General features: G+C 45.9%; 12 protein-coding genes. 4 read left to right on the top strand and 8 right to left on the bottom strand.

Annotated features, from left to right (window positions below):
• Positions 1-8: 8 nt before the first annotated feature.
• Positions 9-1,373: a purine-cytosine permease family protein gene (locus tag AC3B6P_RS03460; RefSeq protein ID WP_489804740.1), complete on the bottom strand. Its 1,365-nt coding sequence runs from the start codon at positions 1,371-1,373 to the stop codon at positions 9-11.
• A gap of 286 nt (positions 1,374-1,659) precedes the next feature.
• Here AC3B6P_RS03460 and AC3B6P_RS03455 point away from each other — a divergent pair, with 286 nt between their 5' ends.
• Positions 1,660-2,430: a YfdX family protein gene (locus AC3B6P_RS03455; protein WP_489804739.1), complete on the top strand. Its 771-nt coding sequence runs from the start codon at positions 1,660-1,662 to the stop codon at positions 2,428-2,430.
• Positions 2,431-2,526: 96 nt separating this feature from the next.
• On the opposite strand, the gene AC3B6P_RS03450 is transcribed toward AC3B6P_RS03455, so the two are convergent.
• The 4 genes from AC3B6P_RS03450 to folD all read right to left on the bottom strand — a co-directional run bounded on the left by AC3B6P_RS03450 (position 2,527) and on the right by folD (position 7,853).
• Positions 2,527-4,083: an efflux transporter outer membrane subunit gene (locus AC3B6P_RS03450; RefSeq protein ID WP_489804738.1), complete on the bottom strand. Its 1,557-nt coding sequence runs from the start codon at positions 4,081-4,083 to the stop codon at positions 2,527-2,529.
• 32 nt (positions 4,084-4,115) lie between these two features.
• Positions 4,116-5,717, bottom strand: a complete 1,602-nt coding sequence (locus AC3B6P_RS03445; protein ID WP_489804737.1) for a DHA2 family efflux MFS transporter permease subunit — start codon at positions 5,715-5,717, stop codon at positions 4,116-4,118.
• Complete coding sequence (locus AC3B6P_RS03440) at positions 5,714-6,823, bottom strand: HlyD family secretion protein (protein WP_489804736.1); 1,110 nt, start codon at positions 6,821-6,823, stop codon at positions 5,714-5,716. Before AC3B6P_RS03440 ends, AC3B6P_RS03445 begins: the two co-directional genes overlap by 4 nt.
• A 145-nt stretch (positions 6,824-6,968) precedes the next feature.
• Positions 6,969-7,853 (bottom strand): bifunctional methylenetetrahydrofolate dehydrogenase/methenyltetrahydrofolate cyclohydrolase FolD, encoded by an 885-nt coding sequence (folD, locus tag AC3B6P_RS03435; RefSeq protein ID WP_489804735.1) that lies wholly within the window; start codon positions 7,851-7,853, stop codon positions 6,969-6,971.
• Positions 7,854-8,007: 154 nt separating this feature from the next.
• On the opposite strand from folD, the gene AC3B6P_RS03430 reads away from it, so the two are divergent.
• Entirely contained in the window at positions 8,008-9,072 is a 1,065-nt protein-coding gene (locus AC3B6P_RS03430) for a threonine aldolase family protein (protein ID WP_489804734.1), read from the top strand.
• A 71-nt stretch (positions 9,073-9,143) separates the two neighbouring features.
• Here the strand turns inward: AC3B6P_RS03430 and AC3B6P_RS03425 are convergent, their stop codons facing one another.
• Entirely contained in the window at positions 9,144-10,652 is a 1,509-nt protein-coding gene (locus tag AC3B6P_RS03425) for a Do family serine endopeptidase (protein ID WP_489804733.1), read from the bottom strand.
• Positions 10,653-10,831: 179 nt separating this feature from the next.
• Positions 10,832-13,255, bottom strand: a complete 2,424-nt coding sequence (locus tag AC3B6P_RS03420; protein ID WP_489804732.1) for a membrane-bound PQQ-dependent dehydrogenase, glucose/quinate/shikimate family — start codon at positions 13,253-13,255, stop codon at positions 10,832-10,834.
• A 215-nt stretch (positions 13,256-13,470) separates the two neighbouring features.
• Between AC3B6P_RS03420 and AC3B6P_RS03415 the strand changes: the two genes are divergently transcribed.
• Positions 13,471-14,115, top strand: a complete 645-nt coding sequence (locus tag AC3B6P_RS03415; protein WP_489804731.1) for a TetR family transcriptional regulator — start codon at positions 13,471-13,473, stop codon at positions 14,113-14,115.
• 152 nt (positions 14,116-14,267) lie between these two features.
• A complete protein-coding gene (locus tag AC3B6P_RS03410) occupies positions 14,268-15,695 on the top strand; it encodes a carbohydrate porin (RefSeq protein WP_489804730.1) in 1,428 nt (475 codons plus the stop codon).
• Here the strand turns inward: AC3B6P_RS03410 and AC3B6P_RS03405 are convergent.
• The gene (locus AC3B6P_RS03405; RefSeq protein WP_489804729.1) at positions 15,692-16,243 is read right to left on the bottom strand and encodes a nucleoside deaminase; all 552 of its coding nucleotides are present in this window, start codon (positions 16,241-16,243) and stop codon (positions 15,692-15,694) included. The two genes, AC3B6P_RS03410 and AC3B6P_RS03405, sit on opposite strands and share 4 nt — an antisense overlap.
• Between the last annotated feature and the right edge of the window lie 30 nt (positions 16,244-16,273).

Here is a 16,273-nt window from a genome sequence, read left to right as displayed (position 1 = left end):
CTTCTTCTTCAAAAGCGTAATGCTTCTTTTTTCTCCATCCTCGATAATAGGGCATAAATCAGTGTCGTTATTATCAAACCAATGAGCCAGGAAATATCTACTCCCCCCATTCTGGAAGCCAGAAAACCTGTAAAAAATTCTGTTTTCAAAAAGGGTAGCTCCGCGAACACACCAATTATGTAGCAAAAGGCAGCTCGATAATTAATAAGGCCATAACAACCGCCAAAAGGTTTAAAAAAGTCATCGACTTCATAATGGCCTTTTTTCAAAATATAGTAATCATAAAGATTAATCGCTGTCCAGGGCACAAGGACTGCTAACAAAAAGTCAAGAAAGGCTGTATAAGACTGTAAAAATGTTTTTGACATCACCAACCCTATAAATAGGGCAATTACTAAAATAAGCGTTGTTACTGTTACGCGAGAGAAACGTCCTAATGAGTGTTTTGTGTAAAATGTCTGGATAAAGGTCAGGCAACACAACCCACCACAATAAACACTCATGGCACTTCCAAGTGGGATCGCCAGAGCCAAAATCCAGACCACAGCCAGACCAAGTGGACCAGCCAGATGAATAAGTGCTTGTGAGGGCGAAAGGTCAGGCCATAAAATAACAAGTAAGGACCCTAACATCATAGGTAAAATTGCGCCTATGACCGTACCACCATAACAGGCCCAGAATGTCTGTTTTTGAGATGTTTCAGTTAAGGGCAGATAACGTGACGAATCAGAAACGTAAGGAGCATAAGCAATTTGCCATAATGCTGAAACAGATACTGCACCTAGAATACCAGAGACTGATCCATGCAGATCACTCAAAAGAGTCCAGGAAAGGGCATGAAATCCACATACTATCGCATAAAGCACGGCGCTCGCTGAAAGCCAGCTGGCAACTTTTGAGCAGAGGTGAATCACCTTATAGCCCAATATACAAGGGATAAAAGTCAAAAGCGCGATCAGAAGGATACAGTCTGTGCCACCAAGGGAGGGCATAATACGAGAAAGTGCTTCTCCCCCCACCACACAATTAGAGGCAGCAAACCCGATATACATGATAATTACAAGCCCAATCAGTGGCACTGAGCCATATAGGCCAAACTGCCCCCGGCTCTGGACCATTTGCGGCACTCCAAGCCTTGGCCCTTGGGCAGCATGCAATGCCATAAAAATAGCCCCGATCATATTACCGATCACCAGAGCAATCAGTGACCACAGGAAGGAAAGCTTGAAAACGACCGGTCCCAATGCACCAGTCACAACGGTAAGAAGGGTCATATTTGCGCTAAACCAGACCGGAAAGAGGTCTGACGCTTTTCCGAAGCGCTGAGAAAGCGGAATTGGATAGATGGTATGGTGTTCAAAGCTTTGTGTCATAAGCCGTGATTTCCCACATTTGCTGTCAGAAGAGAAGAGCTATTCTTCCTATTTTTTAAAAAGAATCTGTTGGTAATGAAGGATTTTTCGCTTTCAAATATATCTATATTCGAAGATGTACTCCGCTGCACGATCAAGAAAAAATGATCTAGCCCTTTCTATGAGAGAAACCGGAATCTTGTATAATAAGAAACATAAATTCTTCACCTTGAAAGGATTTTTATTCCAATTATAAGCCTTGGCGAATTCTTTGTAACGCTCCCGTCATCCCAGAAAGGAATCCGACATGACATCTTATAAAGTTTCTCAATGTTATGCTGTTTCAGTCCTTTCTCTAATAAGTCTGAGCCTCATAGCTGCTCCTACTTTCAATACAGCCCATGCGGCCCCCGTTGATAGGCATCCTGCACAAGAAAGTACCATTGAACAGGTTAAAAGTTACTGGAATGGGCTTGAGGAACGACATTCCTTTAATGAGTTATCAAACCAGAATCTTCAAGCGCTTAATGCCATTCTGGATGCTGATACACTTATTGCGCAGCACAATTTGAAAGACGCTAAGACAAAACTCTCTTTTGCAGAACAGGAGCTTAAGATTGCTCTTCAAACTCATCAAAATCTGGTTCAATCCGTCTCTTATATTGAAGGAATTACCAGAACAAACCCAGCCTTAGCCGGATCAACATATTACAGCAAAGCAAATTGGGCACCTGTAGGCGGCAAATTTATTGCTCTTTCAAAACTTTCTTCAAATGAAATAAAATCAGTCACACAAGCCAATAATGACCTGAGAGCTGGTAAGATTGACCTTGCCTATAAAACCATCAGTGATTTCCAGAAGAAAGTGCAGATTTCCATTGCTATTGCACCTCTCGAACCTACAATAAAAACTGTTGAAACCGCTCTGAAAACACTTCATGAGCAGGACATTCCCTCCACCCGTGCTCTCATACGGACAGCTTTAGATCATTATATCTTCATTCCACAAAAAGTTTTTAGCACAACAATCCTGGCCCAGAACGTCTATAAACAAGATGAGCTAGTCGCCCGCCGTTAAAAATTTTCCAAATAAAGTTCCAATCAAACGATGGAACTTTATTTACTACAAAATCAACAATAAAATTCTCCGAAAGATAAGGAAACTGGACATTACTTATTTCTGCGCAGGTTTTTCCGTCTGTGTTGCATTAACAGGCAAAGTATTCTGCCATCCACCACCTAAGGCATTATAGAGACGTGCCAAATTAATTGCGACCGTTGCGTCACTATTTGCCAAGTCCATCTGCCCCTGTTGCACCTGCATTTGTGCATTTAAGACGTCAAGATACGTGCTTAGCCCTGAACGATATTGATTGAGCGCCAGGTCATAGGACCGCTGGCTGTCACGGACACTTTGATAAAGCCCTTCCCTGCGATTTTGTTCATCATGATAGGCCTGGAGTGCATTATCCACCTCATGCCATGACTGTAACACTGTCTGACGATAGGAAATAGCCGCAGCTTTTTGTGCAGCTTTTTTTAACTTCAGCTGTCCATGCAGACGCCCCCCCTGAAAAACAGGAATGGAAATACTCGGACCAACATTCCAGGCACGTGAACCCCAGAACCCCAGATCTTTAAAAGAAAGGGTCTGGAAGCCGAAATCAGCATTGATTGTCACTTTAGGATAGAAATCAGCCATAGCCTCTCCCACTTCCGCGACAGTTTCTCGCAGACGGGCCTCAGCTTCCCTGACATCAGGACGCCGATGAGCTAATTCAGATGGCAAACCTGCCGGGATGAACGGAGGAACAATAGGTATTTCCTGCCCTCTTTCCAGTTCACTCTCTAAACTTTGAGGAGGAGCACCAAGTAAAAAGGCAATGGCATTTTTTTCCTGCGATACCGTCTGTGATAATTGCGCTATCTGGGCCTCTACCTGATGAAGACGTGATTTTACCGAATCAACATCCAGCTCATTCACGATACCTGTTTTATAACGATTCTCCGTTAGATGATATAATTCAGACAACGTATGATGACTGGATTTCAGCACCCTCAGCCTTTTTTGATCACCCCGTAATTGCAAATAATCACGCGCCATATCTGCCTGCTGGGCAATCAGGACGCTTCTTCGCTCTTCCTCTGTCATCTCCATCATGGCTTTGGAGGCCTGATATTGCCGTGCTACACGCCCCCATAAATCTACTTCATAAGTCGCGTCGATTGAATAGGCCCATTGGTCTAAAACAGGAATAACCGTATCATGTGGGACTGACTGCATATCCAATGTTTTATGACTGATACGGCGGATCATCCGTTGCAGCATTCTGGAACTATTCTGAGTACGCGCATAAGAACCCTGCGCCGAAAGCATAGGAAAACGTTCTGCCCCCGCAATCATCATTTCAGCACGACTTTGTGCAAGATTAGCCGTGGCTAATTCAAAAGCCAGGTTCTGCGTAGCAATCCGTTCTTCCAAAGAGGCAAGCTCTGGATCCTTGAAGGATTTCCACCAGGCATCATCAAAAGGAAGCTCCGTAACCACGCTCTGAGGAGACGTCTTGCCATGTTCGCGAGCATGGGTATCATAATGTGGAGGAGACCAAGGCTTGGGAGCCTGATATTTAGGACCAACCATGCAGGCACTTAAAGCACATAACGATACCATTGGCAGAAAATTCTTTACGGCATACCGGCTTGCCAAATGGCATAATTGAGCGAACTCCACAAAAGTGCTCCTATTATTTTGCTGCATCTCCATTAATGTCCCCCAGCAGCTGCTTTTTCCCCACCCTTGGAAGGGCTAATCAGGAAACAAAGTGGAACGATACAAAGCGTTATAATCCCTAATAAATTAAACACTTGATTATAAGCCAGCAAAGAAACCTGTTTTAAAAATTCCTCATAAAGATGCTGCATAGCAAAGGATTTGGACTGTAATAAAGACATACCATGCGCTTGCGCTGCAGCCTGCACTTGAGTCAGATAATTACTCACCTCTGACCTGCCTAAAATAGCATGGCTGGAAAGCTCCGTCTGATGAACCTGCTTTGTCTCAATAATGGCTGCTGTTGCTAATGAGATTGAAAGTGAACCAAAATAGTTTCGAACCATACTAAATAAGGCTGATGCGTCTCCATTCAGCTCGCGCGGCAAGGTTGAATATGCAAATGTTGAAATTGGGACAAAAAGAAAAGCCAAGGGGGCTGTCTGCATAATACGGCACATAACAAGAAAGGGAAAACCAACATCCTGATACAAAACAGCAGAGAAAAATAATCCCATCGCCATACAGATAAAGCCAAATGCAATAAGATAACGAAGCTGAATCTTTTTCATTAAATATGAAACTACTGGAATCAAAATAATGATAGTCACGCCCCCTGGAGCCATAAGACGTCCAGAAATCGTCGCTGTATAATCCTGCACTTGCTGGGCAAATTGTGGAACGATCACTGCAGAAGCATATAATAAAACGCCAAGCATCCCCATCATGATAGTCCCTAAAGTGAAGTTACGGTCCTTGAAAACAGACAACCGGACGAGTGGATTTTTCACTTTTAACAACCAGACAATAGCGACAATAAAACCAATACCACCAATCAGGGCCATTTTAATAATGAAAGGTGATCCAAACCAATCATCATCCTCCCCACGATCAGTCATAACTTCGATACACCCTAATGCCAATGAAATTAAGCCAATACCAATAACATCAATTTTTTCACGTTTTGCTTTTTCCCATGGTGGATCTTCTAAGAAATACATCACAGCAAATACTGTAATAATGCCAAAAGGCACGTTAACGTAAAAAATCCATCGCCAACTATAATTGTCGGTCAACCAGCCGCCAACCATTGGCCCTAAAACTGGTCCCACCACAGTAGCAACAGCCGTCAATCCAAATGCTGCCCCACGCTTTTCTGGGGGAAAAGTGTCTAGAATAATCGATTGCTGGCAAGGTTGAAGCCCTCCCCCAAAAAAACCCTGAAGCAAACGGCAGAAAATGAGCATTGGCAAGGAAGTCGAAAGACCACACAAAAAAGACGTAACCGTAAATAGAAAAATACATAGTAAGAAATAACGCTTACGCCCAAAAAAACGCGACAGCCAACTTGAAATTGTCAGAACAATCCCATTTGCCACCAGATAAGATGTTAAAGCCCAGGTTGCATCATCATAGGAACTCCCTAACGACCCCGCAATATGTGGAAGTGCTACATTGACGATCGTGGTATCAAGAACCTCCATGAAAGCCGCCAATGTCACCACAACGGCAATTAACCATGGGTTATGCTTGGGCTTCCACGAGCTGTGATCAGATTCAGCTTCTGGTGCCGTATCTGCTGCTACCGTGCTCATTCAGTATAAACCGTTGGTTCAACAGATAAGCCAATCGCTAAAGGAATTTTGGGGTCCAACCCACTATCAATCAGGATCTTAACTGGCACACGTTGCACCGTCTTGACAAAATTGCCGGTAGCATTTTGAGGTGGAAACGCACTAAAAGACTCTCCTGATCCCATTTGAATAGAATCAACATGTCCTTTCAGGTGAAGCTTAGGATAAGCATCAACTTCAATTTTCACCTTCTGCCCTGGACGCATATCTGTTAGCTGGGTTTCTTTATAATTAGCAACAATCCAGATATCATCTGGCACAATTGAGAACATCTCCTGCCCGGTTTGGACAAAGGTACCTTGTTCGATATTACGCTGCGAAATACGCCCATCACGTGGTGCCATGATATTCGTCCATTCAACATCAAGTCTGGCTTTTTCGAGGTCAGCTTCTGCAGAAGTCAGACTAGCGAGAGCCTGAGCCACATGGGCATCTGCTGTGTCAATATTGGCCTTTACTGGCTCAGCCTGTGTCAGCTGTCCCTCAGCCTGCACAACTTGTGCACTCGCCTCATCTAAGGCCGCTTTGGCGTAATCTATATCCTGCTGGGTCGTTGCCGCACGAACGACACGATGCTGCCGACTATAATCAGTCCTTGCCTTGAAAAGCTTAGCCTGAGCGGCGGCAACATTTCCTTGCGCCGAGATTAGACGGCCAGGATAGTCTTTCTGAGCGACAATCAAGGTCATCTTATAAGCGTTCATGTCAGCCTGTGCCTGTTGCACGGCTGCTTCAGCCCGATGGAGAGTCGCAAGGTAATCACGCCCGTCAAGTTGAACGAGCAGATCACCTTTATGAACAAACTGGTTATCATCAACGAGCAGTCTCGCAACAAACCCGCTGACATGTGGCGCTATGGAGATTTTCCGTCCTGTCGTATAGGCATCATCAGTGCTTACGTGGTTCCTCGTCAGAAATATATATAGCCCGATACCCAACAGGACGATCACGACGATGATAATCAGAATCGCCCTTTTTAAAGGACTTCCCTTTTCATCGCCTTTTTTCTCAGAGGGCTTTTTATGGGAATTATCCTGTTCTTTCTTTTGTGAATCATCCTGCGCCATAGAACTCCCACCCATATTATTTCATCTAAACTCAGATAGGCTAAGTAAAAATTACACCAAAAAACTTAATGCCTCTTTAAAGCCTATAAACCCTCTATACTACCCTCAATATCACGCTTCTTTCACTGCGATATGAGGGACTCTATTACTTGTTGTTATAACTCAATTTTGCCGCTTTAAGTGTATTATACAACAAACCAGCAATCGTCATGGGACCAACGCCACCAGGTACAGGCGTCAAATACCCTGCCACTTTGTTAACCTCTTCAAAATTAACATCGCCTACAAGACGGCTACGACCATTTTCCTGCATGATCCGTGTAATACCAACATCAATCACCGTTGCCCCTGGCTTTACCCAATCGCCACGCACAAGTCCTGATTTCCCCGTTGCGACGACGATAATATCAGCCTGTCGGGCAATGGAAGGCAGGTCACGTGTATGAATATGGGCAATTGTAACTGTACAGTTCTGACTTAACAATAATTGTGCCATAGGCCGTCCGACCAGAATGGAAGCACCGATGACGAGAGCATTCATCCCTGTCATATCAGCATGAACGGATTGCAATAATTTCAGACATCCTAATGGCGTGCAGGGAACAATGCCATCTGTCATCCCCAAGGCCAAACGCCCCGTATTGACCTCACCCAACCCATCAACATCCTTTTCCGGAAGAATAGCATTCGTTACCACTACCGGGTCAATATGGGCTGGTAAAGGAAGCTGGACCAGAATTCCGTGAATCTGCGGATTTTCATTCAGATCAGAAATCAGGCTTAATAATTCTTCCTGTGTTGTACTCTGCGGAAGCATATGCATAAAAGAACGCATACCGGCATGATGAGTCTGAAGTGCCTTGTTTTTCACATAAACTTCAGAGGCCGGATCATTCCCTACCAGAACCACTGCCAGACCCGGTACAGTATGACCTTTCAGAAGTTCTTCCTCAACTTCCTGCCTGATTGTCTCTGTAAGCTTCTTTGCAATAGCCTTACCATCAATCGGTGTAGCACAGGTGGTTGTCATGATGGGCGCTCTCCTCAAGCTGGCAGTCACGAAAGGGCGAAAATATGGTTTTTTTCACCAGCTTCCTATATTTAGATCAAGTCACATGAAACGAACTAGCCGAGATTAATGGCTAAGAAAACAAAGATTACGCTTTTTAAGGAATTTTTCATTAATGCCCGCGAACATACGCAAAAATTTTGCCAGCGATAACGTCACACCAGCATGCCCAGAAATTCTCGCTGCTCTTGCCCAAGGCAATAATGATAATTTTCATTCATATGGAAAAGATCCTTACACTGAGCAGCTCACCTCTCTTTTTGAAAAGACTTTTGCAACAGAACTCGCCGTCTTTCCCCTTACCACAGGCACAGCTACAAATGCACTCGCCCTTTCTGCCCTTGTCAGACCTTATGGGGGGATCATCTGCGACCATAGCGCCCATATTGAAAATGATGAGGGAGGTGCACCGGAATTTTATACATCAGGTGCAAAAATCACCACCCTTCCTTCCCCTCAAGGACGGATGTCTCCAGAGGCATTAAAAGAGGCCATTTCCCGCAATAAAGAAAAAGGTGTACTCTCTCCTCCCCTACAGGCCCTGTCCCTGACACAGGCAACTGAATGGGGTACTGTTTACAACCCAGAGACATTAACCAGCCTGAGCCACATCGCCCATGAGAATGATCTCTTTGTCCATATGGATGGTGCAAGGCTAGGCAATGCACTCGCCCATCTGGGATGCACCCCTGCTGATACAACCTGGAAAGCAGGTATTGATTTATTAAGTTTTGGCGGCACTAAAGCAGGCGCTATGGCTGCTGAGGCCCTGATTGTTTTCCTGAATGACAGAACGCGCCCACTTCTGCAGGCCCTGCCCCATTTGATTAAGCGTAGCGGTCACTCATGGTCTAAAAGCCGGTTTTTAAGCATACAGCTACAAACATTATTACATGATGATCTCTGGCTGAAAAATGGAGCGCACGCCAATAAAATGGCCACCTTGCTCCACTCTAAACTTCTGCGCCATCCAGGCGCGCACATCCCTTTCGACGTTGAAAGTAATGAAGTCTTCGTGGTTCTGCCTGAAGCGCTGATTGAAGCGCTGGAAGAAAACGGTTTCGGGTTCTATCGCTACCCGACGCCAGAAGGTGTCTCAGGCCAGCTCGTACGCTTCGTAACGAGTTTCTACACCCGCAAACAGGATGTTGAAGCCCTCATCCAGGCCATTAATCAATAATGGAATACCCCTTCATTATGATTTTCATAATGAAGGGGTACGTCTTCCTGAATTAAAAAACATTCCCATTCTTATTCGTCATCATTGCTTCCATCATCGGAGCCATCCGGTGATACAGCAACGAATAATTGCTGCCCGTCACGTAATATCCGTAGTAAAGGGGGCTGTTTATTCATCAGGGCCTGCTTGATCAGCGAAGCTGCGGCATGGGGGTTAGTCGTTACATGATTACCCACAGCCACGATAATATCGCCAGGATGAATACCGGACCGTTCAGCAATACTTCCTTGAGCAACATCGGCAATGACAGCTCCCTTCACAGTTTCATCAAGCCCCAGTTCCTGGCGCGTTCGAGGTGTAATAGCGGCAAGAGAAATCCCGATCTTCCCAGAAGCACTCATGTCTGAAGATCCAGCCATGCTATGTGAATCCTTATCTTCCTGATTACCGGCAATCACTGTAATCGTCTGAGACTTCCCATCACGTAAAACAGAAAGATCAGCTTTTGTACCAGGAGGGAGTGCAACGGCCTTCACAGCAAAACTATGCGCACTGCTGACAGGATGACCATTCAGGCTCAGGATCACATCCCCTGTTTTCAACCCAGCCTTGTCAGCGGGGGCTCCTGGCACAACGGAGGCAACAATGGCACCATGCGCTGTTTTAGCTGGCTCCACGACAGGAAGTTTAAGCGCCTGGGCCATGGTAGGCGTTACGGTCTGGGTAACAACACCAAAATAGCCACGCACGACATGACCTGATTTACGCAGCTGCTCCACAACTGACTGAACCGTATCGGAAGGGATGGCAAAACCAATACCAATTGATCCGCCTCCATTAGGAGACATGATCATGGAATTAACCCCGATTACCTTTCCATCAAGCGTAATCAGAGGACCACCAGAATTTCCACGGTTAATAGGTGCATCAACCTGGATAAAATCATTATAGGCATCTGTATTCAGCTCACGTCCTAAGGCTGAGACAATACCTGATGTCACCGTGCCACCCAGCCCATAAGGATTTCCTACGGCAACAACCCATTGCCCGGATTGAACCGTGTCTGAATCACCCAGCTCCAGATAAGGCAGACGGCCATTTGCTTTCACACGAAGCAAGGCGATATCCGTTTTCTGATCCCGCCCGATAACCTTAGCTGGCAGGACCGTTCCATCATCAAATTTGACAGAGACTTTCACAGCGCCATTTACAACATGGTTGTTGGTTACAATATAGCCGTCATCTGAAACCAGAAAACCCGACCCTCTCGCCTCAACAAGACGGTTGGAAGGTGCTGGAACCATCTGAAATGGGAAAGGAAACGGAAAAGGCATCCCATTCATGGAGGGCTGCCCACTATCTCCTCCATCATCCATGTCACTTTCTTTGATCCGTGCAGAGATTGATACAACAGCCGGTTTGACCTGTTTTACCAGATCAACAAAATTCGGCATATTCTGCATCGTGACCTGTGGTCTGATGGGCTGACTCTGTGCCCCTGCACGAACCGGACTGAGACCAATAGCGATCAAAGGTAAACTCGCCAGACAGGCTAACGACAAACGAGAAGCTGAAGACATTGCATCGATCCTGTTCTTTATAAAGAAAATTTTCCTTAATATGACAAACTTTAAGTGAGCCACCTATATCTGTTTGATGAAAGATTAGTAATAAACAGTTTCATACCCTCCCCAAACAACAAAAACCCGCCCATTTCCGGGCGGGTTTTCTAAAAGAACACGAGCTATTTGTTCATTTATTATTTATCATCAAGCGTGTAAGCAATAACATAATCGCCTCTGTCATGAGACTGACGCGCACCACCTGCCGAGATCAGCACATATTGCTTGTGCGTCTTTGGTGACACATAAGACATTGGCCCACCTTGACTACCTACAGGTAGGCGGTTTTTCCAGATTTCCTTACCAGTAGAACTGTCGAAAGCCCTCAGATAGAAATCCTGTGTCCCAGCAATAAAGACGAGGCCCCCTCTTGTTGCCAACGTACCCCCTAATGTCGGCATGCCAACAGGCATTTTAGCGTGCATCTTAATCCCGAATGGCCCCGTATCCTGCACGGTTCCGACGGGTACCTGCCATACAATCTTGCGAGTCTGCATATCAATGGCAGAAAGCGTTCCAAAAGGTGGCTTCTGACAGGGCACCTGGAGCGGAGACATGAAACGGTTTTTTACAACTGAATAAGGTGTGCCTTTCAGAGGCACCAGTCCCATTCCAGCATTAACGGATTCACCACCTTCATTATTCGCCTTCGCACCCTTAGCATTAGGAGCCATACGCACCCAAAGACCCAGACGCATATCATTGACGAAAATGTAATTATGGTCAGGATCAACAGAAATCCCCCCCCAATTCATTCCTCCTAAAGAGCCTGGAAAACTCAGAGAAGTATCCGTCCCTGGTGGCGTGAACAGGCCAGTATAGCGCATGGATTTAAATGAAATACGACAGATCAGCTGGTCAAAAGGTGTCGCACCCCACATATCAGACTCTTTCAGCGGACCAGCCCCGATAGAGGGCATTCCTACGGAGAAAGGCTGAGTCGGTGCATAAGGCTCACCGGGAATATTGGCAGCAGGAACAGGTTTTTCCTGCACTTCAGTCAAAGCCCGCCCTGTATGACGGTCCAATACAAAGATCTGGCCAGTCTTTGTTCCGAAAACAACAGCCTGCTTCTTTCCCTCCGCCGTTGGGACATCAATCAGCGTCGGCTGCATGGGGACGTCAAAATCCCACAGATCGTTATGAACAGTCTGATAGACCCACCTCATTTTGCCCGTTGTGGCATCAAGTGCCAGAATGGAAGAAGCATATTTATGATCTTCCTTCGTGCGGGGAACGCCCCACAAATCAACTGATGGGCTTCCCATCGGGGCAAAAACGGTATTCATGGACGCGTCATAAGACATCGGAGCCCATGAATTTGCAGTGCTACGATGATAAGTCTCACCTTCTGCCAGAACATGGTTGGGATCTGGATTTCCAGTATCAAATGCCCAACGCAACTGACCCGTTATGACGTCATAACCACGAATAACCCCACCAGGCATATCTGTGCTGACATTGTCAGCTACACGCCCACCGACAACAACTGTCGTACCCGCCAGGGTAGGAGGAGAGGTAAGCTGATATTGAGGGTCAGGTGCGGAACCAAGACCTGTAAGAAGATTAACCGTACCATCAACCCCAAAACCAGCACATTTCTGACCATTATCAGCATCCACTGCAATAAGGCGTGCATCAGGTGTATTGACGAAAATACGACGTTGGCAAGGAAGTGCAGGATCCAGAGAGACGGATGCAGGTTGGGAAAAACCATCAGCTGCCACAGCCAGAGGTGCCTGGGCATCGAAATAAGCCAACCCTCTGCAACGCTGCCAGATTTTGGATTGGGAGTTAATTTTTGCTTCCCATATCTTCTGACCGTTATCTGCATCAACGGCAATTACATTATTATGTGGGGTACAGAGGAAAATTTTATCTCCAATCTGCAATGGTGTTTCCTGATCCTCTGCACCATTGCCATCCGGGCTGAGTGGAACATCCCCTGTATGAAAGACCCAGGCCTGATGGAGGTGCGTGACATTATTCCGATTAATCTGGGAATAAGGCACAAAGCGGCTTCCCCCATGATCGCGGCCATATGCCAGCCAGTTGCCCTGATCCTCTTTTCCAGTCTCAAGTGAAAGCTCTTTGGAAGGGCCAGAGACTGTTGCATGAGGGATAAACATGGCACCAAAAGCTGCCAGAACCCCTACAAGACTGACCAGAGCCGCACCCCATGATGGAACCGTAAGGGTATTTTTGCCCTTTACCGCGCGTAAATATGGGTAAGCGATAAAAAAGAGCATCAGAAAGACAGACGGGACCATCAAACGGGACAATAATGGCCAGAACTCGACCCCGACTTCCCATAAAGCCCAGATTACCGAGCTGACATAAAAAAGCAGGAAGAAGAGAAATGCCTTTTCACTCCGTCTTGCAAGAAAAACAGTCGTTACCAGAAGGAGAAGCCCTTCAAGGATAAAATACCAGCTTCCCCCGAGAGAGAGCAGCCACCCTCCTCCAATCAGAAAGTATAATCCGGTCACGCCCAGAGCGAGGACCAGAATCCAGGTTACGAACATACCCAGACGACTGGGTAAACAACTAGAGGGTTGCACAATATTCTCCTCAATAAACCTCTATGGCTCTCCCAAATTCTCGGAAGATTGCTATTACTAACTATATGTTTAGTTATCTCATAACCAAGGCGTCATTGGAATATCAGATGAAAAATGGCTATTTCTCTGGTTCAAATTGTCGTTATACGGTGAGTTATGCTAACCATGCTTTTAACATAAATCTTGAGTCTTACTCTTGGTAACCGGGAAAAAGAATGACCAAGAATCCCCACACCACGCGTGATGCAGACCAGACCAAAAAAGATATCATCAACGTCGCTCTCGAAGAATTTGCCACATATGGCCTAGCTGGCGCCCGCGTTGACCGCATCGCTGAAGCCATGCAGACCACCAAAGGGATGATCTATTATTATTTCGGTAATAAGGAAGGTCTCTATAAAGCAGTTCTGGAACAGGTTTATACAAACCTGAGAGAAGAGGAAGAAGGACTTTCCCTCAAGGAACTTCCACCTCTGGAAGCCCTTGAAAAATTAATAGATTTTTCAATTGATTATCATGAAAAACACAGTTTTTTCGTCCGGCTTGTAACCATTGAAAACATTAATAATGCCCGCTACCTGCAACAGACCGGTCTTGATAGCATCGCCCGCTATAAAATCCTGTCAGCACTGGATGATATTATCCAGCGCGGACGGCATGCCGGCATTTTTAAACGTGATATTTACCCTGTCGATCTTCACGTTCTCTACACATCATTCTGCTTTTACCGAATCGGCAATCGGGCAACCGTTAACACGGTTCTAGGTCTGAATATGCTCAATAGCGATAATGCAAAGCGTCACAGACGCATGATTAAAGAGTCCGTTATCGCTTTTATGACCAGCACCCCTGACAATTAATCACGACCCAATCAGGTTATCCGGTAAAAAAATCCCCTTTCTCACCAAAGAGTGACTTTTCATAAAGCAGCAATCTGTTTTATCCGCTGTTTTTCAAAAAAATAACTAACTAGATAGTTATGTAACAGGAAAATGGTAGAAACAGGTTTTTCATGTCAGTCTGCTCCGACTTTTCAAAAGTTCGCTCACATATAGTTTCTTTTTTAAATGCCTGTTTCGCAGGATGTTTATTCATAATAACGGTCCTGGCATATAGTCTCCCGGTTCGGGCAGAAACAAATATAACCCAGCATTCCCAAGCTGGCATCATCAAGCTCACCCCTGCTTCATCATCCGATAAACGCTTTAGTGGGAAACTTCTCGGCGACCCCTATGGCACCCGTGGATGGCTGGCTGATAGAGGTGTGGACCTCACACTCACTTACCTTACTGAAACATTGGCAAATGTCGCTGGTGGGCACCGCGCTGGCATGGATTATTCCCATCAGGTAACAATGGGCGTCGATGTTAATCTGGAAAAACTGCTCGGCGCCAAAGGACTCAGCTTTCGTATGCTGGGCGTGCAGCGTGCCGGCAGAGATGTCGCCAAAGATTACATTAGTCACCTAACCTTATTTGAACCCCAACAGGATTTCGGTGTTGGTGGGAACGTGCTTTATCACCTTGTACAGCTTTATGTACAGCAAAAGCTTGCCAATAACAGGGTCATCATAACGGCTGGTTATTACCCTCCCAATATGAGTTTCGGCTCTTTCCCGTTAGGATGTTACGCTCTTGATAACGTCACCTGTGCCCACCCTACGGGTGTTTCCGTTTCTTCACACTGGCGTTCCTGGCCATTTGCAGAACTCGGTGCACAAATTGAATTTGACCCGACAAAGAACACTTACATGCGCGTCGGTCTGTTTCAGGCAACCAAAAAAGATGGAGGACATACAGGTTTCTATATTTCAGCAAATTCATTAGGAATTGTCATTCCCATAGAACTTGGCTGGAACCCCCATTGGGGCAAGGATAAATTACCCGGCCATTATAAAATTGGCGGATATATCGATACGTCAGACAATAAAGATCTTTACCATTCCGTAACAGGTGCTCCCATTGCGACATCAAAGCAGCCTGCCCGACTGGAGCCTCAGAGAGGAGCATGGTATATCGGGGGTGATCAGATGCTTTATCGTTTCGGCCCTGGTGAGCGCGATGGCCTCATGGTCTTTGGAATCGCTACCGGAACGAACGGAACATCAGTACCTTTCAGACACGATTTTTCAGCCGGGCTGATCGCACAGCACGTCATCCCCGGTCGTCCAGCAGATTATATATCCGTCTTCTGGTCAGAACTGATCGTCAATCCTTATTTGACCAAAACCCAGGAACTCCAGATGGATCACCATCTTCCACTCCAGAATGGCGTCAAAGCCATTGAAACCTACACTGAGGTTCTGGAATTCAATTACGGCTTCCAGTTCTCCAATGGCATCAAATTCGTCCCAGACTGTCAGATTATTTTCAGACCAGATGCAGCCCGTTATTACAAAGATGCCCTCGTGGTGGGTTTTCGTTTCCAAGCCGATCTTTAACGTTTTTCAGCAAAAAACTGCCTCAACATTAAAGCGGCTTCCTGTTCACAGATGCCGCTAATAATTTCTTCAGGTCTGTGCAGGCATCCTACTCTCTGAAAAAGGCGGGGGCCGTGATCAACGCCCCCTCCTTTAGGATCATAAGCACCATAGACTACCCTCCCGAGACGGAAATGGCTGATCGTTGCTGCACACATAATGCAAGGCTCCAAAGTTACAATCAGGGTGCAGTGAGTTAAACGAGGTGTTCCCAAAAGGCGCGCTGCTTCTCTTAAAGCAAGGATCTCTGCATGAGCCGAGGCATCATGGCGTGTTTCCACAAGATTATGAAAGGCTGAAATCACGTCTCCATGCTCATCAAGAACCAGAGCACCAACAGGCACTTCTCCCTTTTCAGCCCCCTTTTGAGCCAGCGAAAGGGCCTGCTTCATAAAAACAGACCAGTCAGGCACTGATTTTGACAAAGTAACCAAAATATTGCTTATCCTTAACCCCTCTGAAGGAACAAATAATCTTTCAGCTTTGATCCTTCTTGAAGACTTTATCATAAGAAGTCCGTTGCGTTAGCATCAACTGCA

This window comes from Aristophania sp. ESL1142, assembly GCF_058107345.1.
This window is presented reverse-complemented; position numbering and strand designations above follow the sequence as displayed.